The sequence below is a fragment of the Sphingobacteruim zhuxiongii genome, from assembly GCF_009557615.1.
In the GTDB taxonomy this organism is placed as follows: Bacteria; Bacteroidota; Bacteroidia; order Sphingobacteriales; family Sphingobacteriaceae; genus Sphingobacterium; species Sphingobacterium zhuxiongii.
The window spans coordinates 853,994-878,583 of sequence record NZ_CP045652.1 but is presented as its reverse complement, the minus strand read 5'-3'; the positions used below and the strand labels follow the sequence as shown (position 1 = coordinate 878,583).

Below are 24,590 nucleotides of genomic sequence, written 5' to 3'. Positions count from 1 at the left end.
ATAAGTGGAATACGAAAGCTAATCTAAACCCAATTCATTAATCATCGCTTGATAATTATTGAGAAAATAATGATATAACTTAAAAGCGTCTGTAGCTTCATAATCCGTCGGTAATATTCCGCGATCTGAAACTTCAAAAATATCTGCACCTGGATAGGCCAGTAAAATAGGTGAATGCGTAGCGATAATAAATTGAGAATCCTTCTCGACTAATTCCTTCATCTTTATCATCATCGCAAATTGGCTAGTGATAGAAAGAGCCGATTCGGGCTCATCAAAAATATATAGGCCTTTACCGAATAACCGATGATTAAAAAAAGAAAGGAAACACTCTCCATGGGATCGCTCATGCAAATTACCTCCATACACGCTTTCTAATGTGCCTTCATCTCCCTCAAAGACACGTTCGACTTCTGACGAAACATTGTAAAAGCTCTCTGCACGTAGAAAAAATCCATCTTGATTACGTTCTGTCCCTCGCACTAGGGTTATACTTTCGAATAAATTAGAGTGTGATTGCTTCGTGTCAAACCTAAAATTGCGACCTCCACCTTCAGGATTAAAACCCGAATTGATCGCAACAGCTTCTATTAAGGTCGATTTTCCCGATCCATTCTCACCAACGATAAACGTAACTGGCTTTCGAATATTCAGTTCGTCTAAGTGAAAAATTGAAGGAATATTATGCGGATAGAATTGGCGCAAATCCCGATCTAAATCATTCCTTATCTGCTTAATATAAATCATTTGAGAATGAAAATAATAAAATCACAGGAAAAAAAGATTAAAAGATTTTTAAAAAAACCAAATACATGTTAGGCACTTCTTGCGTACATTATTGTCACCTTAACCCAAAAAAGAAGTATTTAAAGGCTTAAGCTACGACTAATGTACGGTTAAGCTAGGGCTAAGATCCAAAAGAAGTGCATAAAAAGAGAGAATGAGTTCATCACTCATTCTCTCTAAAAAACCTTATGGAAGGATATTTTTTATTGCAGGCAGATCAACGGATTCAACCGCAAGTATAAATGCTAACTTCTATATACTAATTTCTATAAACGCCCTGAAATGTATTCTGCGCTATGCTCTATGTTTAATAGCAGCGACAAAAAGTGCGATCCAGCCGACCATAAAACATAAGCCACCAATCGGTGTTATTGGACCGATTACTGAAATATTCTCTAATCCTAGCAAGTTTCTGGTACTTAATAGATATAAGGACCCTGAAAACAATAGAATACCTACTGTGAACATGATATATGACACTTTAATAGATTGACTTTTCGCTCTAGAAAAAGTAGATAAAAAGAGTAAGGCTAAAGTGTGGTAAAAATGGTATTCATTGGCAGTAGCCCAAGTTTCCAATTGTTTATCTGAGATCTTTCCTTCCAGCCCATGCGCGCCAAAAGCTCCTAATATCACGGCGAACAGACCGAAAAAAGATGCTGTTAAAATGATTTGTTTGTTCATAAATAAAGCTAAAATAACCGCTTGTAATATTTCGATTATAAATGTATAAAATAACTTCTTAAAAGCCTTCAATTTTTGCAATTTTGTCTATATTGAAGATTTATTACCTTTGAAGTATCAGGTTTAGCGTACATGAGAAATACAATTATTGTTTCAATACTCTTATTTATTGCGGTTGTCGTAGCGTCGGTTTTTTATTTTGGGGATCTAAATAAGGAGGAAAAGAAATCCGTTAAACCGATTAATTATTTACCAAACGACACCTATCTAATTAGCTCGTTTTTTAATGACGCTACCACCGATAATATTTTTAAAGATTTCGAGATTTTCGAAGCCATTATAGGGCACACCTTTCAAGATCATCTAACCCAGCTCAAGCAACAAATTCTACGAAACAAGGAAATTTCAAACTACTTGAATGACCAAGAAATGTTTGTTTCCTTCCATCCAGAAAAAAACAATATTGCTCTGTTATTCAGTATTCCCAGCAGCGAGAAAATTGATGCGGAAGTAATCAATCAATTGTTGCCAAAAATAGGGTCAGCTTATCAGGTACAACAGAAAGATACCCTTGGAATTAAATTGTTTAGCTATAAAGCGGAAAAATCAGATTCAACCTTCTATGTGAGTTACTTAGATGACATTTTTTTCGCGACCTATAGCAAGGATTTACTCCTTAAAACACTGGATAAAAAGACACCAAAATTTGAAGAAAAACAGATTGAGTTTTTCAATAAAAATAACAAGAGAAATACGCCATTTACAGTTTATTTAGCGCATCAGAATCTTCCTGCCATCGTCGATAAATATAGAAGAAATAAACCTGGTGATTTTCTTCGTCAGTTCATTAACTTAAAAGGACAAACGGCCTGGAATATTAATTATAAACAAGATGCATTAATGCTGTCTGGTGAGAGTGAACTTGAAGAGGTCAAAGGTCAGTATATTGCGCTGTTTGCTAATCAACGGAAGACAACGCAGCGTTTATACAACTACTTCCCGTCGAACGCCGCTATGTTTATCGAATATTCATATAGCGACGCAAAAACATGGCAAAGCGATTTAAAGGCATGGCATGCGGTAACTGACGATTCTAAACAATTGGAAGGGCAAACCAAGGAGATCGAAAAAGATAGATCAGATTTATTAACCACTTTTCAATCCGCCATGGGTGGCGATTTTGCCGTCGTCGAACAAAATAACAGTGATTACTTAGGATTTATCAATGTCCAAGATAGCAGTAAATTCTTAGACGTACTTAGTAATATCTCCGAATCTGTAGGCGACAGTACCTATCGTTTTCGATATGCGAATATCCCATACCGTTTCTACGGAGAGGGTATGAAAGCATTTAGCCGGCCGTATTTTACGAGAATTGATGGATTGATCGTTATGGCAAATCATCTCTCTACTTTACAACAGTATGTACAGAAATGGAAGCGAAAAGATTTGTTGATCGGCACGTTAGGCTTCAAAAACTATGAGAAAATTCAAGGAAACGAAGCAAATGTCACCGTATTTCTAAACACAAAGAATGCAAGTAATTTCCTGATCAATAATTTGGAGGCGCCCTACAGTAAGAATTTTAGAGATAACAAAGAATATAATTTACAAGAGTTCTATTCTTGGTCCTTACAATTAACTGGTAATTCGGGCAATTTCTTAAGTCGATTATACGCGATTTACAAAAGTAAAAACACGCTAGGCGTCACTCCTGAATGGACTTATACAATGGGTAGCCGACTAATTACGGGGCCCTTTGTATTTGAACAATCCGACACTTCTCAATTTATCCTTACACAAGAACAAGACCATACCGTCCATGCTGTTCATCCTTCAGGCAATAAGCTTTGGACAACACTTTTCTCGGGAAGAATCGTTGGAAAAGTACAGCAATTGAAAGACCGCAGTTTAATCGCTGTTACTGATCGTCGTCGATTATACCGTTTTGACACACAGGGTAAGAGTTTAAAAGGATTCTCAACAAGTATTAAGGATGAACCCGTTGCACAACCCACCTATGTCGACTGGGGTAATCAGCAAATGCTCTTAATTCCTGCCAAGAACCGAGTGATGGCTTACGATCTTGAAGGTGGACCTATAGAAGGTTGGGACAATGTGCAGGTGGAAGGTGAAATTTTAGGCCCCATTCAATTTCATGATAATAAGGCTATCATAACAAGCAGCTATGGTCGTGTATATTTCTTCGATAGCGAGGGGCATAAAGTTCAAGAAATTGATGTCCCTGGCGATATTAACTTTATCGGCAATGTCGGAATTGTAGTTCGTGAGAATCAGACCTTATATTATGCGTGTGATGACCTTGGCGATGTTTACAAAATGAACTCCGAAGGGCAAAGCAATAAAGTATTTGAGGGAAAATGGAACAGCAAGTTTCAAGCAGATTTCGAGAATGTACATAGTACATCGGCACCCGAACTAATTGTCCTTGATGGACCCCAACTCCAAGTATATGAGCTTGGTGATAGCTTAAGACGAGTGTATGAGTATACGTTTACGCAGAATGTAGAAAATAGGCCTTATTATTTCGCTTCGGGCACTGGGGGCTTATTGAGTTTAGGCATTGCGGCACAAGGCACTAACCTAATCTATTTATTTGCAGAAAACGGAACCCTTGTCGATGGTTTCCCTGTCGAAGCACAACCACTGTTTTATTATGGAAAAATTAACTACAACTCGGCTAACTATTTAATCTGCACACGACGAGATTTTAAACTCTATGCTTACCGGCACTAATGAACTAATCATCAAGACATTCCTTGCCTAAGCAGGGGCGTTAAATCCTTGTTAAAGGGGGATAGTTTTTTTTCTTAAGCCAACTTTTTTTCAGTAGGTTTGCATTCACAAAATACATATGTTACAAGGAGAAGAAAATTTACATTTATTAACCGAACCTAGAAAGATTATTATTACCACGCACCATAAACCTGATGGTGATGCGTTGGGCTCATCCTTAGGATTATATTACTGGTTAAAGAAAAACGGACATGATGTACAAATTGTGCTTTCATCGGATTTCCCGTCTTTCCTAGACTGGATGCCAGGACGTGAATCTTTGATTATTTATCCCGAGCAACCCGCTATTGCGCAGCAATTGTTTGATGATGCCGAGATTATTTTCTGCTTAGACTATAGTGCCCTTTCAAGAACAAATATTTTAGAATCGGTTATTCGTGAAGCTAAAGGTCAAAAATGGATGATTGATCACCATTTGGATCCGGAAGACTTCGCCTCTCTCTCCTATTGGAACTCCAATGCGGCAGCTACAGCGCAATTAGTTTACACTTTTATTGATGAGGTTTGCCATAAAGCAGATCAAGTTGATGAGTTAATAGCGACATGTTTGTATACGGGCATCATGACTGACACGGGTTCTTTCCGCTTCCGTTCGACAACTGCCGAAGTACACCGCATTATCGCTAACCTACTCGATGCTGGAGCTAAAAACTGGGAAATACACGAACATATATATAATAGCTCGACAGAAAATAGACTGCGCTTCTTAGGATATTCACTCATGAACTGCCTTGAAGTCATTCCAGAATATCATACTGCATTATTTGCTTTAACCAAAGAGGATCTACAAAAGTTTAATGTGACGACTGGCGATACTGAAGGTTTAGTAAACTATGCGTTATCGATAAAAGGCATTCGATTGGCAGGATTATTTGTTGACAGAACTGAATTAATTAAACTATCTTTGCGTTCTATTGGCGATATCCCTTGTAATGAGATCGCTAGAAAGCATTTCAATGGGGGTGGTCACCTAAATGCAGCAGGAGGAAATTCATCCGACGATCTGCATAGCGTGGTAGAAAAATTTAAGGCTATATTGCCTGAGTATAAGAATTATTTAACATAAGCATATTTTAAGCGTTATAAATAGAAAAATGAAAAAATCAATTTTATTATTGACAGCAGTAGCAAGTTTAGCACTTGCATCATGCCAAAATTTCAAAAAAGGAGAAGGTGGTTTAGAATACAAATTCCTGAAAGATAATGGCGGAGAGAAAGCTGTTGGTGGGGATGTTATTGCGATGGACATCGTTGTAAAGACTGATCGCGATTCACTTTTAGCAAGTACATATGATTTAGGGTTACCGCAAATCGCTCCGATTATGCCTGACTCTTTAATGCAACAAGCAGGCGCATATGCTGGTGACAACAACACCATTTTGAAAATGTTAGGCGAAGGCGATAGCGCTGTATTTAAATTAAACTTAGATACGATGGCAGCTAGAACTGGCCAACCAAAACCAGAATTCGCTGACAAATACATTGAGTATACAATCAAGGTTAGAAAACTTTTCAAAAGAGGTAACTTAACTGATTCAGTTTTATTTGAGCAAGTAAACCAATACTACTTAGCACAAATGGAAGGTTTGAAAAAAGCGGAAGAGGGTAAAATTGCTTCTTACATTGAGAAAAACAAATTACAACCTAAGAAAACAGCTTCAGGCTTACAATACGTAATCAAAGAAGAAGGTAAAGGTGCTAACCCTGTTGTTGGTGATACAGTTGTTATCAACTACACTGGTGCATTAACTAACGGAAAAATCTTCGATACAAATGATGTAGAATTAGCGAAGAAAAACAATAAATTCAACGCTATGCGTCCTTACGAGCCATTGCGCGTTCGCGTAGGTCATACTCCAGTTATCCCAGGATGGACTGAAGGTCTTCAATTATTGAAAAAAGGTAGCAAAGCGACGTTAATTATTCCTTCAGTATTAGGATATGGTGAGCGTCAGCAACAAAGTGAAATTCCAGCATACGCACCATTAGTGTTTGATGTAGAGATCGTGGATATCATTGCTGGTCCAAAAGGTGAACCTGCGGCTCCAACAATGCCTCAAATGCAAATTCCTAATCAAGCTCCAGTAAATTAAGACGAAATATTAATATATTTTCAATGAAGAGCGGTTTTTATTTAAAAAACCGCTTTTTTTTATGCCGACAAGGCAGTTTAGGTAACAATATGTTAACTTAGAGGCCATGGAAGGGAATAACAACGAACAACAGCTTATTTTAACCGACACACATACCCATATTTACTATCATCAGGGGACTGCATTGCTTGCAGAACAAATGGAGCGATGTTTCCAGAATGGCGTCACCCGATTGTTTCTTCCGAATGTGGACGTGGAGTCTATTCCGCAGGTAAAGAATACTTGCTTAGAATATCCAGCAAATTGCTTTGCCATGCTTGGCTTACACCCTTGTAGTGTCAAAGAGAATTACCGCGACGAACTAGCGACTATTCGTGCTGCAATTGCAGAAACTAAGATATACGCTATTGGTGAGATTGGTATAGACCTATATTGGGATAAAACAACTCTGCATATCCAACAAGATGCTTTTGCACAACAAATTGAATGGGCGAAGGAGATGGGCCTTCCGATTAGCATCCATTGCCGAGAAGCCTTTGATGAAGTTTTCGAAGTATTAGATCAACATCAGAATGGGCGTCTATTCGGCGTATTTCATTGTTTCACGGGAAATGAAGCTCAAGCGCAACGTGCTATTAATTTAGGCTTTAAACTTGGAATTGGCGGCGTGGTTACTTTCAAAAAAGCAGGCTTGGATGTCGTGTTACAAAACATACCATTACAACATGTTATCTTAGAAACTGATGCTCCATATTTGGCACCGGTACCCTACCGCGGTAAAGAAAACGAGAGCAGTTACCTATTACATGTCGCGCAAAAAGTTGCAGACGTCTATGAACGTCCATTAGCCGAGATCGCTAGCATAACAACACAAAATTCGAAAGAATTATTTAGTATCTAATTTTCCATGAATAATATCTTTATAATCTACACAGGGGGAACAATCGGGATGGTAAAAGATCCTGATTCGGGGACCTTTATACCCTTCGATTTTGAACTTATCGCAAAGAACCTGCCTGATTTAAGTCGATTAAATTATAAACTGACAGTTCATTCGTTCCAGCCCATTATTGATTCTTCCAATATGCGACCTAGCATTTGGTTAGAAATGGCGCAGCTCATTAAGGAAAATTATGCGCTGTACGATGGATTCGTTATTCTACATGGTTCCGATACGATGGCTTACTCAGCGTCGATGCTGAGTTTCTTATTAGAAGGATTACAAAAGCCTGTCGTTCTTTCTGGCTCTCAATTACCAATAGGAGAAATTCGTACAGATGCTCGTGAAAATCTAATGACTGCACTCGAAATTGCATCTGCAAAGCGAGACGGGCGTTCAATTATCCAAGAGGTATGCATCCTATTCGATAACAAGCTTTTCCGTGGAAATAGATCTTTCAAATATAATTCCGATAAATTTGAAGCTTTCCGCTCGCCAAACTATCCAGTATTAGCTGAGGCAGGCATACATATTCGATATAATGAGGAAGTATTGCAAGATAATACCGGTAAAGAGTTTATTAGTCATCATAATATTGATGACCGCGTTGCCGTATTGAAATTGTTCCCAGGTATCAATAAATCGACTATAAAAGCCGTACTAGATTCCGATGTTCGAGCAATCGTGATGGAAACCTTTGGCTCGGGAAATACAATGACTGATCAGTGGTTCCTCGATTTACTCAAAGAGGCGGTAGATAATGGCAAGAATATCCTAGATATCTCTCAATGTAAAGTTGGTTCGGTGGAATTAGGTCGATACGAGACATCCCAAGGCCTTGAAGCTATTGGTGTGCTTAACGGTTACGATATGACATTTGAGACAGCTGTAACTAAGCTAATGTACCTACAGGGTGAATTAGAAAGTCAGGAGGAAGTTGCTTATTGGGTTCAACAAAGTATTCGCGGTGAGCTAACTAAAAATGATTAGTTAGCACATCAGCAACGACAAACGTACTTCCGCCGATAAATATCAACTCATTGTCTTTAACTTGTTCTTTCGCCGAAAGGAACGCGTCTGAAATACTATTATAATCATTTCCTTTTAATCCAAAAGTTGCGGCAAGTTCACGCAGTTGATCCGCAAGCATAGCACGGGGCATCTCAGGAGCAGCAAAATAATAAACTGCGTCTTTAGGTAGCTGAGGTAGAATATGAGACAAGTCTTTATCACGCATGGCACCAAAAATGAAATGCAATTTATCGTACGATAAACTAGCTAGATTTGCTAATACTTCACGAATTCCATCTTCATTATGACCTGTATCGCAGATTATCCATGGATGATCGCTAAGTGTCTGCCATCTTCCACGTAAACCTGTTGATTCTTGTACATGGCTTAATCCGTAGACAACTTTCTCATGAGGAAGATTAAAACCTAATTCACGAAGTTTATCTATGGCATATAATACTCCTAAAATATTCTTTTGTTGATATCCACCGGCAAGATCTAAATGCCAAACGGTCGACACCTGCTTTACATTATTTAAAATATCAATATACAGTCCATCAGTCTTTCGATTTACCGCTTCTACCTGATAATAGTCATTTGCAAAATATAGTGAAGCGTTCAACGCTGCGGCTTTATCTTGGAAAACATGTTGAATAGCAGCTTGTCGTTCGGAAATCACAACAGGCGTACCTTCTTTAATGATTCCGGCTTTCTCACCAGCGATTTCTTCCAATGTATTCCCCAACACATTCATATGATCCATACCTATATTGGTAATCATACTTAGTTCAGGTTGAATAATATTCGTACTGTCTAATCGTCCCCCTAATCCTACTTCAATAACCGCAATATCCACTTTGTTCTTCGCAAAGAAATCAAAAGCTAAAGCGACAGTCACTTCAAAAAAGGAAGGCTTTATAGTTTCGATCAATGTTTGATTAGCATTGATGAAATCAATAACATTTTTCTGAGGGATCATTTGACCATCAATACGAATGCGTTCTCTAAAATCGACTAAATGTGGAGATGTATAGAGACCAGTTTTAAGTCCAGATGCTTGAAATACCGAGGCCATCATATGAGACGTTGAGCCCTTACCATTGGTACCTGCGATATGAACCGATTTAAACTGTTGCTGTGGATTACCCAATGCTTCGCATAATAGCAATGTGTTATCTACATCGGGATTGATGGCAGAAGCGCCATCACGAGTAAACATAGGTAATCGAGCATATAAATACTCGATTACCTCTGCAAATGTTTTCATATGATGAATTATTATCTAACTCTGAATCTGAAGGTAAGTAATCCAGTTTGAGAATTTGGAGCGTTTGGAAGCTCATTTAAACGCGATTTTTGAACAGCGTTTATACATTTCTGGATTAAGCTGTAGTCAGCAATGGTTGTTCCTTTCGCCTGTCTAGCTCGAGTAACATTTCCACGATTATCTACAGTAAATTCAATTTTAACAACACCGGTTTGTTGTCCGTTGTCATCAATTTTAGGAGGCACTGTGAAGCGACGATTCTCTAAAGAAAGCATCATGTTCCCAAAACCTGATCCCCCATCACCGTAGTTACTGGCTAATGGATCGCCAAGATTAGAACCTTGATTTCCTGGTGTTGAACCTGTACCATCTCCTGTACCCTTCGCATTATTCTTCTTACCCTTATACAGCGCATTCGGGTTGACTGCCGCAGTTGCGTCTTTCTTCACTGTAGTAGATTGCTCAGCGACCGCCTTTACTGGCTTCTCAGCCTTATTCACGACCGGCGCATCTTCTACGTCCTGCGTTGCTACTGCTTTGTCTGCCGTTTGCTGGGTTGGAGTCGGAATAGGTGTGCTGGTAGGATCAATTTTATCTGGACGGACATTGTTGGCATTCTCGTCCATCGAAGGCTCGTCGACGCTCATATAATCATCGCCCATACCTTCTGGAGACGTACCGTAGTTTACAATAATACCTCCCATTCCATACTCTGGAAGATCTTCTGAAAATACAATGAAGAATCCGATAGCGAGCAACCCCGCCATAACTAAAGATGATATCCCTAGTGCCTTTGGTAGATTATTTTCTTCTTGATACTGATTGTAATACATATCCTAAATGCTGTCCAATTTCGACCTTCTTAAATTTAAAACGTTTAATCCGACCGTATTATTTTAGTCTTTCTTAGGTTCTGTTGCCAAAACCATCTTCACCTTTAACTTGTTAGCGATATCCATTACAGAAATCACATTCTGAATTGGAACTGTGCTATCCGCGTAAAGCATAATAGTCAATTCTTCACCAGTAGCCATATTGGATTGGATCAATGATTCCAAGGTTTCCAAAGGAACTGCTTGTTTATCGACGTGATATAACAAATCGCTAGTAATGGAAATGGTCATTGTTTTCTTCGCCACAGATTGCTCTCCTGCACTTGATTTAGGCAAGAGCAATTTTACCACCTGCGGATTAGATACTGCAGATGCCAACAGGAAGAATAACATCAAAAAGAACATGATATCATTCAGTGCTGCTGTATGCACCTCTGCAGTAGGTTTATTTCTTCTATTGCGTAAATTCATTTTTTCTCGCTCAAGGGGTTTTCAAAAAAAAGATTACAGGCTAGGCTCATCCAATAGATCGATAAACTCGATAGCATCGGTCTCGATGCGAAGGATTAAGCGCTCAACCATCATGTTTAAGATATGGTAACCAATATAAGCTAAGATACCGATCGTTAAACCTGACGCTGATGCAATCATTTTTACATATAAACCTCCAGAAACAGAGCCAATATCAATACCTCCAGCAACCTCAACGTCGCGGAAGATTTGAATTACACCAAAGATTGTTCCTACGAAACCTAACATGGGCGCAATACCGGCGATAATACCTAAGATATTAATGTTTTTCTCTAGACGAGACACTTCTAGTTTACCTTGGTTTTCAATTGCACCTTCAATATCCTTAATTGGACGACCAACACGAGTCAAGCCTTTTTGCAACATACGCGCTAAAGCTGAGTTTGAAGAACGACAAACCGCCATTGCTGCATCAAGTTTCCCTGAAAGCACATTGCTCTTTACTTGCGCTAATAAACCACCTTCAGACTTTCCAGCCTTACTGATTGTTATATAACGTTCGAAAAAGATTACTAATCCTAAAAAGAATAATAGAATAATAGGAATCATAATCCATCCACCTTTCATCAAAAGTTGGATTAAGTTTAAATCCTCTTGAGTAGCTAGAGCTACCGTTTGTTGTTGAACTTGATTTAAGGTATCAACGGTGAGTGGGGTCTGTACTAATGACATAGTTAAATGATTGTATGCTGTTTTGATTGATTGATTTACTTATTTATTAATAGGTCCTGACCATGCGTCAGCAACGTATCGTTTTTGTACATAACGTAAAGCAGAATCTGCTTGTTCTTTCGTCTCATAAGAATCCCAAATAACCTTTTTAAGGTTCTTCGCGAGCTTACTTGGTATTACTCGAACGGATGTAACTCCTGCTTTATTAAACGACTCTGCTTGTTCATAGGCCTGCGCTAAAGTTCTATGCGAACCAATAACGACTTGATAATGGTGATTTGCTGGTATTAAAGGCTTTGCATCCGAGTTTACTACTTGTTTCGCGGTGTCTATAGCAATGCTGTCTACTGAGTTTGCCAATGTATCTTGTGGCTCTGTAAGTACCGTATCTACTGTAGAAACAGGTGATTGAGCAACACTATCTGTAATTTGAGGCTCCTGCGTATGTGCTGTACGATTTAAATAGAACAATGTTCCGATAATCCCCAAGGCAACAATTGCAGCGATCATATACCAGGTCGCTTTATTCGAAGATTTTACTTCTTGTTCCAAATAAGGTTCTTCTTCAGGCAAGGTTGGCTCTTCTATTAAATTTGCTGGCTCTTCAACTTCAGGCTCCTCTACATTTTCTACTTCAGCGATTGCAGCCTCCTCTATTGGCTCTTCATCTATAGTTTCTACTGAATCTACTTCAGCAGCGATTGGCTGTACTGGAACTTCTTCCTGGGTACCTTCGACTGGCTGTAAATGGAATCCAGAGAGATCCTCCGCTTTAAACACTAAAGAGTTCCCATGTTTAATAAACTGTCCTAAGCGATGTAAAACACCAACTCCATGGTCTTTAATGTTTTCCAACAATTGAATTACATGTTCTTCTACTTGTTGTTCGGCATCACTACGAGATAGTTGTTGAGATTGTTGAACGTAATCTACAAAATCAAAACCGTCTTTCGATTTGGCGTCGAACTCCAAGTAAGTAACAGGAGGCAGATACATTGCCTTTTTCTCGTCATAGACCGAAGATGTGTGGATACGTTTGAACGTACCTAAGCCTTTCACATAGACTTCGTTCCTGCGTTTTAAAAGTTGATGAATGTATTTACCTAAATCCATTGTTGCGTTAAAGCTGCAAAGTTAAAGTTTGTCGACTTAAAACGAAAAATTAATACCACCTAAAATATTAAATCCTAGTTTCGGGTAGTATAGGTAGCGCGAATATTCCGTATTGAACATATTATTTGCCTTTACAAAAATTCCCAATTGCTTCGTTGCTTTATACTCTGCTCCTGCACTCAAATCAAAGAATGATGGAATTGTCGTTTTTTCATAGCTAGCAGAAGGTGTCGCCATATTGGTGACAGGATCTACTGTATAAGTGTATTCGCGAGCAATTGCATTTCCGTGGAATAGCGCTTCTGCATCTATATATAATTTCTCAGAGATATTGAATCTTGCATTCGCTGCTAGACGCATCTTAGGCAAGTGCCATGCTTCTTCTTGTGATACTGTTGTGTAGTTATCAATATTCAAGCGTCCACCCAAGTTTACTAATGCAGATAAACGAACATTGATTTCTCCTTCAATACCTACATGCTTTAATGCCTTATCGCCGTCTCCATCATAAACTAAGTCAAATTGGAATGGGCGGTCCATATTATTCACAAACATTGGAAGACCTTCAACTTGTCTATAGAATGCTTTTACTTTATATCCGAATGTTGCACCAGCATTTCCTTTAATACCACCATAAATATTCATGCGTTCCACTGTATTCATGATATTTGGCGTCAGCCCTAAATAAGGATTTGTTTTCGTAAAGCTGCGGAATGAACCTTTCTCTACACCACCTTTAACCCCTCCAAAAATATAGAAGTATCCCGGTACTAGTGAGAAATCAATCTCTGCTACAGGGAAGATGTTAAACCTTGTGCTATCACCAAATTCAGAAACAATGTTCGCTCCTAGTGTAATATTGTAATTATCACCTTTGAATTTTATGTAAGGATTTGCATTGACAATCGAATTGTTCAAATTACCATCCGGTGTATTTACGCCGCCGATACTATTGAAATCCAAAGCAACATTTGCTCCAACATTAAAGGTACGAAGACGCTTATTTAAATATCCAGATAAAGCAACCGAATTCTCTTTACCGTCAAACTTATCTTTATAGGTATAGGCATCTGCCTTTACAGAATAGCTTACCGCATCCTCATTTGCTGGATCATAATTACTAGTTAGTTCACCAGAAAAATAAATATCATTAAAGCGTTGCGCTTCACGAGTAGGATTCAAATTATTCTTATCTACATCGTAAGGGATTCCGTAAAAACGAGTACCAAACCCATTGTATCCAACCAAACCATTTAAAGTAAACATTGGAAATATACGACGCCCAAACACACCAACTTCTTGTCTTGAGAATTTCTGATCATCAAGATTCCCTTTTTGATTTAGGTGTTTCACAAAACCTCCGAAGCGGATATCTTCATAATCTTCGACAGCAAAATAGGCTTCACCTAGAATAGTTCCTAAGTTACCAACGCCTAACTTCACGTAATTGCTGTTATGGTCAATGATCTTAGAGAATGGAGTTTCCATTACTTTCAACTCCTTAAGACCTGTATTAATATCTAATTTTTTATCAGGTACATTGCCATAGTTTAGCTTAGGCATGTATTCCCTTTTGTTTGACATATCAGGGCTACGACGGATTTTTACAGCATCCGCAAGAATAGGTCGGTAGTCACGAACAATATCAAATGAATCTAGTGTCACTGGTCGACTCGTAGTATCACGTTGCGCATAGGCTTGTGATCCCATTGCCAATAACACGGTTAAAAGCGCAGATTGTTTTACTATAGTATTCAACTTCATCTTTTCCTATTCTTATTTAATTGTTGCTAATAGATTCTTTGCCTCATCCAACACACCATCTGTAGTGTTTTCGTAGTTGTCAATAATACTTTCCAAAGTAGATTTCGCTTGGAATTTATCGCCCTTACCGATATAGGCTTTGGCCATTAAGATAAATCCTTTAGCTACCCAAAGATCGTATGATGAGAACGAATCTGAAATATCCATCGCTGACTTAATCGCACCATCGTAGTTCTTGTTCTTCACTTGTTGTTCTGCTACAAGATAACGTGCTTCTGCGCCAGTTTCTGTTTTTGATTTTAACGCCGCAAGGTTTAATTCTTTCATTCCTTCAGAACCTTTGCTTGTTGCTAAATAAGCTTTTGCTGCATATAAATGCGCCTTCGCGACATCTTCCTCTGAAGCCTTTTCATACTTCTTGATGATATTCGCATAGGTTAGCGTCTCTGCATAGTCGCCAATGTTAAAGTAACTAACCAGTAAGTTATTCACTGCCCAGCCATAGTTCTCTTTATATTCAGACGTTAATTCTAGTTTCTTTAATACCTGAACAGCTTCGTTATAAGCTTTATTACGTAAATGTAGCTTCGCTACAGAAATTAACGTACGCTCTGTATAAGCAGACGTCCAATCATTCATAATGATATTGAAGTCGTGCATTGCTTCTTTGTCTTTACCTAATGCAGCATTAGACTCTGCACGCAAGAAACGTGCGTGCTTCTCTTGAATAGGTTTAGGGAATTTATCGAAGTATGCATTTACAGCTTCCACAGTTGCTTGGTGATTACCTCGATCAAATAAAGTACGTGCAACAGAGAATGCATGCGCATCTTGCTCTGCGGTACTTAAATCTCCAATATTTGTACTTGTCGCATAGCGAATGTATCCAGATGCATCTCCCTTATCCAAGTAGATATTTTCAATCGACGATAATGCTTGTTTTGCTTCGTCGGTTGTTGGATATTGATTAACTACACGTTGGAAAGTAGCCAACGCAGCATCATTATCGTCTTTGTTGTACTGTACTAATCCGATTGTCGTTAAAGCTCTAGGAACATAAGAACTTCTTGGGTATTGCTCGACCATCTTCTGCAATCCAGTGATTGCTAAGTCATGTTGCCCCATTAAGAAGTAAGTATAAGGAACCTCGAAGGCAACATCATCCGCATAGTTCGATTTCGGATACTTTGCCATTACAGAATTCAACGTTTCAACCTTCGCTTGGTTATTTCCTTGAAGTCCTAATAAAATACCTTTCTGGAATAAAGCATAATCCTGAGATTGAGCTCCAGAAGCAATTAAACGATCGTAATAATTTGCTGCCTTACTATAGTTCTTAATTGCTAAGTAAGAGTCAGCAGCACGCGCCATTGCGTCATTTCTAGTATTTAAGTCAATGCCATCTTTTCCTCCGCCAGATAAAAAGCGTTCAAAATAGTTGGCAGCAGTGCTATAGTTGTCTGCACGGAATGCAGCGTAAGCTAAAGCGTAATTCGCGTAATTGTATACATCGGTCTTACGAGCCGCAGGCAATTGTAAGAACTTATTAAAGTTTGCAACTGCTTCTTTATACTTACGAACCTCATACATTGCTTCTGCTTTCCAATACGTTGATAAAGCATAAATCTCCTCATCGTAACGATTCGCTTCAGAGCGCATAAACATAGAGATACCGTTTTCAAAAGCACGCTCATTGTAATACTCTAAACCACGGTAGAAAGTCACCTTTTGGTAGGCAGCATTTGCTTCCTTACTTCTTCTATCTAAATCTTCTAAAACGTCTACAGCAGCACGGTAATTTTTAGTACTTAATAAAACCTCCGCTAATAATGTTTTTGCTTCTTCATTACGCTTCGATTTAGGATAAGTTTTAATATACTCCTGAACGGCATCTAGCGCAACTTGGTGGAATTCCAAGTCATATGACAATTTAGCGTAGTTAAATAAACCCTCTTCTTTCAATTGTGGATCAAAGTCTAACTTCGAAGCTCGGAAGAAAGCATTTCTAGCACTCTGTTTATTCCCAGTTTTTAAGAATGAATCCCCTAGGGTAATCATTGCACTTTGGAAATACGCATCTGGCTCGCCCAATTTCTCTAACTCTTGGATTGCCTTCTCATAGTTCCCCAATTTATAGTTGATATAACCGATTTGGTAACTATCCTGATTATTTTGAGTCTTTCCTTGATCTTGAGCTTGGAACTTGTCGTAATATTCTTTAGACTTTGCCAAATCTCCTTTGATAAAGTAAGTCGCCGCTACGATACGAAACATTTCTGTCTCGCTCTCTTGCTTTGTACTTTGAAGTTTTGGAAGTGCATAAGCTAATACCTCATCATAACGCTTGTCTAAGAAGTATAATGCCGTAATATAATACGGATACGAGTTCTCATATGTTTTTGACCCCTCTAAACGTTCAAATTCGTTTAAAGCTGTTTTATATTCCTGATCTAAATAGCTCAAATAAGCGTAATAGTAAATTGAAGCCTCTTGATACTGGCCCGATTTATCTTTTAGTTCAGTGAAAACAGGCTTCGAAGCTTCGTAATCGCCGGTCATAAACTTAGCATATGCAAGTTTAAATCTATATTCAGTATTCTCAGCACCTGCCAAATTCTTACTATCGATTTTCTCAAACCATTCAATTGCCTTTGCATAATCTTGCTTAGCATAGTATGATTTACCAATCTGGAAATATGCAGCCTTTGAATTTGCGGAAGCCGGGAAATCACGAATATATTTTAAGAATCTATTTTCAGCATCTGATTCACCAAGTTCTAAAGCACAAACTGCTTGGAAGAATCGAACATTCTCTTTTAATAAGCTTAACTCTTCAGTTTCGTCCAGTTGCAGTGTAGATTTCGTTCGGATATCCTCTACAATATCAAACTGCTTTGCTGCTGAACTGTATTTGCCACGCTCATATAGCTCCAAACCCTCCTTATAAGCTTTGTTCACCTCTTGCCAAGCGGAATGCTGTGCGAATACAGGTGTACTCATCAAGCTCAACGCGACACCTACCTGGTAAATTTTTTTATACATACGATGATTACTCCTATTTAATGAATGCTTTCCAATAACAAAACATTGTCTCAAAAACCTTGGCTTTGTGATACAATATCTTCAACCTACGAAATTAAAAGATAACTTGAATGTTTTCCTCAAAAGTTGTTAACACCTGTTAATAACCACAGTATTTTAACAATGTTTAACATTAATGATATCCTAAAAATACAACAAGGAATGTTACCCACATATGAAGATTCTATGTAATATATTAAACAGCGAAGGGCCGTCTTAATCGACAGCCCTTCGTTGTATTGGAATTAGACAATATCGGTTTTAACTACCGCGTTGACCGGCCAATAAATACAAGACAGCCATACGAACAGCAACCCCATTTTCAACTTGATCAAGTATGATGGAATGACTGCTATCAGCAACATCGGAAGTAATCTCGACACCTCGGTTGATAGGACCTGGGTGCATAATTACAATTTCTTTATTTAGCGAATCTAAGATCTCTTTATTCAAACCATACAACATCGAATATTCCCTCAAAGACGGGAAGTAAGCGATATCCTGACGTTCTAACTGTATACGGAGCATATTTGCAACATCACACCAGTTTAAGGCCTTCATCAAATCATGCTCAACTTTGACACCCAATGAGCCTATATATTTCGGAATAAGCGTCGTAGGGCCACAAACCATGACTTCTGCACCTTGTTTTTGCAGACAAAGAATATTTGACAGAGCAACTCTGGAGTGAAGCACATCCCCGATGATTGCTACTTTCTTACCTGCAACATCGCCTAAACGCTCGTGAATAGAGAATGAATCCAATAACGCTTGAGTTGGATGTTCATGAGCACCATCACCAGCATTGACAATCTGAGCATTCACATGTTTGCTTAGAAACACCCCAGCACCTGCATATGGATGTCGCATAACAATCATATCCACTTTCATTGCTAGGATATTATTCACTGTATCAATCAAGGTCTCCCCTTTACTCACAGAGGAAGAAGAGGCAGCAAAATTGACGATATCAGCGGAAAGACGCTTCTCGGCTAGTTCAAATGATAATCTTGTACGTGTTGAATTTTCGAAAAACACATTCGCGATTGTGATGTCTCTTAAGGAAGGCACCTTTTTAATCGGGCGATTTAAGACATCTTTGAAGTTTGCAGCGGTATCCAAAATCAATTGAATATCGTTACTATTTAAATCCTTTATACCTAATAGATGGCGGGTACTAAGTTGTTCGGAAGTTGACATTTGTTAAATGTTAAACAATAAAAAATCATTATTTCTTTTCGGTGATCAGCACAATGCTATCGTTCTCATCGACTTCTTTCCAGCTTACAATAACCTTCTGAGAATCGATAGAATCGACTTGAATCCCGATATAATCTGGTTGAATAGGGATTTGTCGAGAGAATCGACGATCAACTAACACCATTAATTCTATACACTTGGCCCTCCCGAATGCCTGAATGGCATCCATTGCCGATCGAATAGTTCGTCCAGTCCAAAGTACATCATCGACGAAGATGATATCTTTGTCGTCTACGATAAAATCAATTAGTGTACTATTTGCCAATAACGGCGACTGACCTTTCATACGGAAATCATCGCGGTAAAAGGTAATGTCCAAGATACCTAGCGGCACTTCAATTCCAGTCATTTCCTTAATCTCCTGAATCAAGCGTTTTGCCAAATAGGTTCCGCGCGGTTGAATACCAATGATTACGGCATTACTGAAATCCCCATGATTTTCAATTAATTGTTGAGACAATCGCTTGAGCGTAATCTGAAACTTGGGTCCATCTAATAATATCGATTGTTTCATTTATGGATTTATTTAGGCAAACTTAAGGCATTTTTTCCAAAAATCGTAATCAACATGCCTGAAGTTAATGCATAAAAAAAGCAGCTTATAATTTAAGCTGCTTTTTATCAAATATTTAATTCCCTTCGAATAGTGGTCGGTAAACTTCGAAAATCTTGTTCACCTCATCCAACAACTCTTTCTGATTGGCATCCGTTAAAACACGTTGGTAGTTTTGAATCGAAGCAAGCCCAAATCGCATATTTCTATATTCTAAATTTGGTTTAGTTTCGGCTATCGCTGAATAGTATGCCATATTCTCGCGTAAGAACTGCAAATTACGTTTCGCAATCTCATTTGCCTTGTCTTTCTCACCAACCTTATACATGGCATCAATTAAACTCGCGTAACTGAATACTTCTGCCATTTGGTAAATACGTTTCGGCATATTATCATAAGCGTTTAGCACTAATTTCTTCGCTTCGGTTGTCTTACCCATTGCGATTAAATTCTGTGCGGTTTCACCAAATAACGAACCAACGTACATAGAGATATAGCGGTAAGAGTCTGGATCTAAGTAATTAGATTTCGAAATGTTACCCCATTGGAATTTATTAACAATATTGTTGTAAGTACCCTCTACATCAGAGATAGGCTCATTATTGCTTGCTGAATCCGCTGCTAAAGCAACAGGCATTAGACGCATCGCAAAGCCTTCAGAAACCATATACTTATTCAAGCCAATCATATTTTCATCTGGCGTTGTCGTCGTAAAGTAAATTGGTCGCTTCCAGTTGTTATTTGCTAAGATCGATAATATGGATAATTCCGCACGGCTTACAATACCCATGCTATAGTTCCATTTCATCGTATCAACAATTGCATCTTCCCATTCCTTAGGAACAACTTTATTTGCAATTACAGAAGCCTTATCTACGGTATATTGCATCTTTTTAGTCGGCAGAACGTTTGCATATTCACCGCTTTGTAGCTGCACCATGTTTTGTTGATTATCTGATAGCATAATATCCAACAAAGTCTTAATCTCGATATGTTCAGGAACGTTGAAATCATTATAGTAAATCACATCACGAACACCATCTTTTATTTTCTCAGGATCGATATTAATCGGCAATGCATCTGCTTCATTCACCTTATGCATCATTTGCTTCATGTACCAATCGGCACTTAATAAACTTAGGTTTACGACACGTACATCCGGACGGAATCCTTCCACCTCTTGCACATACCAAAGTGGGTAAGTATCGTTATCACCATAACTAAACAGGATAGCGTTTGGTGCACAAGATTCTAAGTAATTCTTCGCCATATCACGCGCTAAAGATTTCTCTGAGCGATCATGATCATCCCAGTTTTGGCTAGCGAGTAACACAGGTCCTGCTAAGAATGAAACGGCTGTTGCGCCAATTGCCGCATTCTTTGCATTGATTTTGCCACTTAGTTTTTCAGCAATCCATATGACGCCCAATCCGACCCAGATACAAAACGCGTAAAACGAACCAACATAAGCGTAATCACGCTCGCGTGGTTGCATCGGTGTCTGATTCAAGTAGAGTACAATAGCTAAACCCGTAAAGAAGAATAGTAGCGCCACAACCGCAGCATCTCTATTCTGTTTCTTAAACTGCCATAATGCGCCTAATACGCCTAAAATCAATGGTAGGAAGAAATAAGTATTGCGACCTGCATTTTCTTTTTCGCTGGTCGGCAACACATTTTGTCCGCCTAAACGAATATTATCAATCGGTTTAATCCCTGAAATCCAGTTCCCTTCGGTAAAAGATCCATGTCCTTGTTGATCATTCTGACGCCCAACAAAGTTCCACATGAAATAACGACTGTACATATGGCCTATTTGATAGGTAAAGAAGAAATTCAAGTTGTTCCCCATTGCTGGTTTATCACCTGCACCCATATTTAACCAATCTCGGTAAAAACTCTCATGCTTATCGGAATAAACACGTGGAAATAAAGTCGTATGATCAAATGTATAATCGTATTTCTTCTTCGCTACGACATACTTATTTCCATCCTTGCGGTAAACATTTCCTGTTTCAAAGATATCAGTTGGCTTTGCATCAAAATAACGACCACTAATCAGCGGCTCATCGCCATACTGCTCACGGTTTAGATAACTTAAGAATGCAAAAGCGTTGTCAGGATCTGAGTTATTCAGTGTAGGATTGGCTTTCGCACGAATTAGAATCATCGAAAATGAGCTATATCCGAAAATGATAAAAGCAACACTTAATAATGTAATATTTAAAAGAGGTTTAATCTTCTTAATGGAGTACCAAAGTCCAAACACTAATCCGCCTACAATTAAGAGAGCAAAGAAGGTAACGCCTGTTCCGAATCCTAATCCTAGCGTATTCACAAAGAATAAATCGGTATAAGCGGCAAACTTAATTAGAAACTGAATGATGCCCCAAAGAACAAGTCCAAGAATCACTACGCCAATCGCTAATGCTTTGACCACTCCACTAGAGGTTACTTTTTCAGCACGACGGAAATAAATCACCAGAGCAATTGCTGGAATTACCAAAAGGTTCAATAAGTGAACGCCAATCGATAAACCCATTACATAAGCAATTAATAATAACCATTTATCCGCCCCCGCTTCATCAGCACGAACTTCCCACTTCAGAATCGCCCAAAAAACGACAGCCGTACATAAAGACGACATGGCATATACTTCAGACTCGACAGCTGAGAACCAAAACGTATCTGAAAACGTATAAGCTAATGCCCCAACTAAACCAGCGCCCATGATATTAATCAAAGCTGCTTGTGACACTTCTTCTGTTCGCGAATATTTCACATAGGCCTTACGCGCCAATGCCGTGATTGTCCAAAATAAAAACAAAATGGTCATACCGCTACATACAGCAGATCCAATATTCATCCAATAAGCAATTTGTGTCTTATCCCCCATTGCTAGGTTAGAGAACACGTTTTGAATCATTAAGAATAATGGAGCTCCAGGTTGGTGAACGATTTGCATCTTATAAGCTGATGCAATAAATTCACCAGTATCCCACCAACTCGTGGTTTTCTCCGCCGTTAACACATAAACCAGGGTTGCTAAAATACCACAGGCCCATCCCAACAGATTATTGAGTTTCGTATAGTTCATACTAAATGATAAGGTTGTCTAAAAATCTGCTTCGAAAATAAGGATTCCTGAGTACATTCAAACAAATAGTTTCGTTTTTAACATGGCAATTTTCGCGTGAAGCCTTAACGGAAGACCTAGAGCAAGATTCATTGAAAAAATATTTGACTGAAAATCAGTATATTTAATGATAAAGCGTATTTTTTATTTGCAGAATCGAAAACTCGACGTATATTTGCATCGTCAAAAGGGAACAAACCTGAAGACAAACTGAAAGATTGCCCAATAGTATAAAGGTAGTACGACGGTTTTTGGTGCCGTTTGTCTTGGTTCGAATCCAGGTTGGGCAACTCTCCAAAAAGAAAAAGGACTGAAGAAATTCAGTCCTTTTTCTTTATTCTTATTTATGCTAAAATATTAATCATATGAACCAGGGATCATACCGAAAGTTTGGGGGGTAAAGATTTTTAAGCATACAATTTCATCACTCTGTACAGGAAGAATGTTGTGTCCCTTACGCCACGGAAGACGCTTCTGAAAGCTTTGAGTTTTGCATTGAAGGATTCTGCGGAAGCATTGGTACTTCTATTGTCGAAGTAGTGTAGGATGTATTGATGATGCGCTGCAATGGATTTTGCCACGCTCTCAAAGGAAGCAATACCCGCATTCTCAACCTGATTGTGCCATAGGCCTAGTTTGGTAAATGCTACCTTTTTGTCCTTGCATTTGTTGAAGATGTCCCCTAAGGCAATTCCAAGATCATAAGCCTGTTTTAGCTTGGAGAACCGCAGGAATAATAATTCAGCACGATGTTTCTGGCTTTCCGACCATCGGCTTGGATGCTTGAACAATAGGTGTCTGGATCTAGCCAACAGCTGTTTGAGCGTATCACCATTTGGCAACAATTCCGGTGGAATTGCAACTTAAAAGTGGAGACTTTTTATGCCACTAATAAACTAGTTGATTTATAAAATTTTTCCATTTCATTTGGTGTTTTATTACCTAATCCAGAATGGATTCTTTTTTGATGGTAAAATCCTTCGATGTATCTAAAGATTTCTAATCTCGCAGCTTCCCTGTTTGCAAATTTTCTGTGATAAACTAATTCACATTTTAGTGTTTTGAAGAAGCTTTCCGCGACTGCGTTATCCCAACAATTACCTTTCCTGCTCATACTTTGGATAATTTCATTTTTTCCTAAGAAAGACTTAAACTCGTTGCATGCATATTGAGCACCTCTATCTGAGTGGAAAATCAGACCCTGTTTTACATTCCTTTGTGCAATAGCCATTTTAAGTGCTTTTAAAGTTGTATGCTCTGCCGTCATGTCATTACTGAACGACCAACCTATGATTTTTCTATCGGCAAGGTCGATAACAGTAGTAAGATACAGCCATCCTGATCCAGTCTTGATGTAGGTAATATCACCAACCCATTTTTGCGATAGGCCATCTGTAAAGAAATTTCTTCCAAGGAGATTCTCAGCAAGTTGAAAACTGTGGTTGGAATCTGTCGTTATCTTAAATTTCTTCCGAATCTTGCTTCTTAGATTCAATTTTCTCATCAATCTGGCGACATAAGAACGTGATATTTTATGATTTTTCTTATTCAGTTCTAAAGTAATTCGAGGACTGCCGTATATTTGGTCACTGTCCTGATGTGCTTGTTTTACCAGTATAGATAATTCCTCTGTTCTCTTATCTCTGTTGCTTTTTGGTCTAGAAATCCATTTGTAAAACGAACTTCTGCTTGTATTTATAATCTTGCACATCTTTTCAACTGCGAATAGGTTCATATGCGATTTTATGAACTCATATTTTCTCAGTCGCCCTTGGAAAAGATGGCTACCGCCTTTTTTAAGATTACGTTTTCTAGTTCTGCTTCATTTAAACGCTTTTTTAACTCCCTAATCTCTTGCTCCTCTGGAGTTAATTTATCATTCTTTGGTAATAGTGTACCTCCATTATATCTAGGATCTACACGCCATTTACTTAATCTACTTGCATCTAGATTCAACTCTTTTGCTGCTTCCAAAACCGAGCCCTTTAGATAGGACAACTCTACTGCCATTTTTTTAAATGACTCATCAAATATTCTTGCCATGTCTTA

Annotated in this window: 20 protein-coding genes and 1 tRNA gene; 6 read left to right on the top strand and 15 right to left on the bottom strand. The window is 38.5% G+C overall.

What is annotated here, in order from left to right; all coding sequences use genetic code 11:
• Positions 1 to 18: 18 nt before the first annotated feature.
• Entirely contained in the window at positions 19 to 747 is a 729-nt protein-coding gene (locus tag GFH32_RS03860) for an AAA family ATPase (protein WP_153509823.1), read from the bottom strand.
• 333 nt (positions 748 to 1,080) lie between these two features.
• On the bottom strand, positions 1,081 to 1,470 hold the full coding sequence (locus GFH32_RS03855) for a DUF423 domain-containing protein (protein WP_153509822.1): 390 nt from the start codon (positions 1,468 to 1,470) through the stop codon (positions 1,081 to 1,083).
• Positions 1,471 to 1,602: 132 nt separating this feature from the next.
• Between GFH32_RS03855 and GFH32_RS03850 the strand changes: the two genes are divergently transcribed.
• The 5 genes from GFH32_RS03850 to GFH32_RS03830 all read left to right on the top strand — a co-directional run bounded on the left by GFH32_RS03850 (position 1,603) and on the right by GFH32_RS03830 (position 8,310).
• Positions 1,603 to 4,227, top strand: coding sequence for an NHL repeat-containing protein (locus GFH32_RS03850; RefSeq protein WP_153509821.1), 2,625 nt, complete (start codon positions 1,603 to 1,605; stop codon positions 4,225 to 4,227).
• A gap of 118 nt (positions 4,228 to 4,345) precedes the next feature.
• Positions 4,346 to 5,353 carry a DHH family phosphoesterase gene (locus GFH32_RS03845; RefSeq protein WP_153509820.1) on the top strand — a complete coding sequence of 336 codons (1,008 nt, stop codon included), beginning with the start codon at positions 4,346 to 4,348 and terminating at the stop codon, positions 5,351 to 5,353.
• A 28-nt stretch (positions 5,354 to 5,381) separates the two neighbouring features.
• Positions 5,382 to 6,380 carry an FKBP-type peptidyl-prolyl cis-trans isomerase gene (locus GFH32_RS03840; protein WP_153509819.1) on the top strand — a complete coding sequence of 333 codons (999 nt, stop codon included), beginning with the start codon at positions 5,382 to 5,384 and terminating at the stop codon, positions 6,378 to 6,380.
• 106 nt (positions 6,381 to 6,486) lie between these two features.
• Positions 6,487 to 7,281: a TatD family hydrolase gene (locus GFH32_RS03835; protein WP_153509818.1), complete on the top strand. Its 795-nt coding sequence runs from the start codon at positions 6,487 to 6,489 to the stop codon at positions 7,279 to 7,281.
• 6 nt (positions 7,282 to 7,287) lie between these two features.
• Positions 7,288 to 8,310, top strand: coding sequence for an asparaginase (locus GFH32_RS03830; protein WP_153509817.1), 1,023 nt, complete (start codon positions 7,288 to 7,290; stop codon positions 8,308 to 8,310).
• Here GFH32_RS03830 and GFH32_RS03825 read toward each other — a convergent pair.
• The 10 genes from GFH32_RS03825 to GFH32_RS03780 all read right to left on the bottom strand — a co-directional run bounded on the left by GFH32_RS03825 (position 8,297) and on the right by GFH32_RS03780 (position 22,502).
• The gene (locus tag GFH32_RS03825; protein WP_153509816.1) at positions 8,297 to 9,598 is read right to left on the bottom strand and encodes a bifunctional folylpolyglutamate synthase/dihydrofolate synthase; all 1,302 of its coding nucleotides are present in this window, start codon (positions 9,596 to 9,598) and stop codon (positions 8,297 to 8,299) included. The two genes, GFH32_RS03830 and GFH32_RS03825, sit on opposite strands and share 14 nt — an antisense overlap.
• A gap of 11 nt (positions 9,599 to 9,609) precedes the next feature.
• Positions 9,610 to 10,431, bottom strand: coding sequence for an energy transducer TonB (locus tag GFH32_RS03820; RefSeq protein WP_153509815.1), 822 nt, complete (start codon positions 10,429 to 10,431; stop codon positions 9,610 to 9,612).
• A gap of 63 nt (positions 10,432 to 10,494) precedes the next feature.
• On the bottom strand, positions 10,495 to 10,902 hold the full coding sequence (locus GFH32_RS03815) for an ExbD/TolR family protein (RefSeq protein ID WP_153509814.1): 408 nt from the start codon (positions 10,900 to 10,902) through the stop codon (positions 10,495 to 10,497).
• 33 nt (positions 10,903 to 10,935) lie between these two features.
• Positions 10,936 to 11,634, bottom strand: a complete 699-nt coding sequence (locus tag GFH32_RS03810) for a MotA/TolQ/ExbB proton channel family protein (RefSeq protein WP_153509813.1) — start codon at positions 11,632 to 11,634, stop codon at positions 10,936 to 10,938.
• Positions 11,635 to 11,673: 39 nt separating this feature from the next.
• Complete coding sequence (locus tag GFH32_RS03805; RefSeq protein WP_153509812.1) at positions 11,674 to 12,747, bottom strand: HU domain-containing protein; 1,074 nt, start codon at positions 12,745 to 12,747, stop codon at positions 11,674 to 11,676.
• Between the two features lie 36 nt (positions 12,748 to 12,783).
• Positions 12,784 to 14,511: a TonB-dependent receptor gene (locus GFH32_RS03800; protein WP_153509811.1), complete on the bottom strand. Its 1,728-nt coding sequence runs from the start codon at positions 14,509 to 14,511 to the stop codon at positions 12,784 to 12,786.
• 12 nt (positions 14,512 to 14,523) lie between these two features.
• Complete coding sequence (locus tag GFH32_RS03795) at positions 14,524 to 17,553, bottom strand: tetratricopeptide repeat protein (RefSeq protein WP_153509810.1); 3,030 nt, start codon at positions 17,551 to 17,553, stop codon at positions 14,524 to 14,526.
• Positions 17,554 to 17,853: 300 nt separating this feature from the next.
• Entirely contained in the window at positions 17,854 to 18,792 is a 939-nt protein-coding gene (locus GFH32_RS03790) for an aspartate carbamoyltransferase catalytic subunit (RefSeq protein ID WP_153509809.1), read from the bottom strand.
• Positions 18,793 to 18,820: 28 nt separating this feature from the next.
• On the bottom strand, positions 18,821 to 19,366 hold the full coding sequence (gene pyrR / locus GFH32_RS03785) for a bifunctional pyr operon transcriptional regulator/uracil phosphoribosyltransferase PyrR (protein ID WP_153509808.1): 546 nt from the start codon (positions 19,364 to 19,366) through the stop codon (positions 18,821 to 18,823).
• 115 nt (positions 19,367 to 19,481) lie between these two features.
• Positions 19,482 to 22,502, bottom strand: coding sequence for a glycosyltransferase family 117 protein (locus GFH32_RS03780; protein WP_153509807.1), 3,021 nt, complete (start codon positions 22,500 to 22,502; stop codon positions 19,482 to 19,484).
• A gap of 258 nt (positions 22,503 to 22,760) precedes the next feature.
• Between GFH32_RS03780 and GFH32_RS03775 the strand changes: the two genes are divergently transcribed.
• A tRNA-Gln gene (locus tag GFH32_RS03775) sits at positions 22,761 to 22,831 on the top strand.
• Positions 22,832 to 22,948: 117 nt separating this feature from the next.
• Here the strand turns inward: GFH32_RS03775 and GFH32_RS03770 are convergent.
• The 3 genes from GFH32_RS03770 to GFH32_RS03760 all read right to left on the bottom strand — a co-directional run bounded on the left by GFH32_RS03770 (position 22,949) and on the right by GFH32_RS03760 (position 24,584).
• Positions 22,949 to 23,353 carry a transposase gene (locus GFH32_RS03770; protein WP_228384209.1) on the bottom strand — a complete coding sequence of 135 codons (405 nt, stop codon included), beginning with the start codon at positions 23,351 to 23,353 and terminating at the stop codon, positions 22,949 to 22,951.
• A gap of 68 nt (positions 23,354 to 23,421) precedes the next feature.
• Positions 23,422 to 24,306, bottom strand: a complete 885-nt coding sequence (locus GFH32_RS03765) for an IS3 family transposase (RefSeq protein ID WP_153509806.1) — start codon at positions 24,304 to 24,306, stop codon at positions 23,422 to 23,424.
• Positions 24,303 to 24,584 carry a transposase gene (locus tag GFH32_RS03760; RefSeq protein WP_153509200.1) on the bottom strand — a complete coding sequence of 94 codons (282 nt, stop codon included), beginning with the start codon at positions 24,582 to 24,584 and terminating at the stop codon, positions 24,303 to 24,305. The genes GFH32_RS03765 and GFH32_RS03760 overlap by 4 nt, the downstream gene beginning before the upstream one ends.
• Positions 24,585 to 24,590 lie beyond the last annotated feature (6 nt).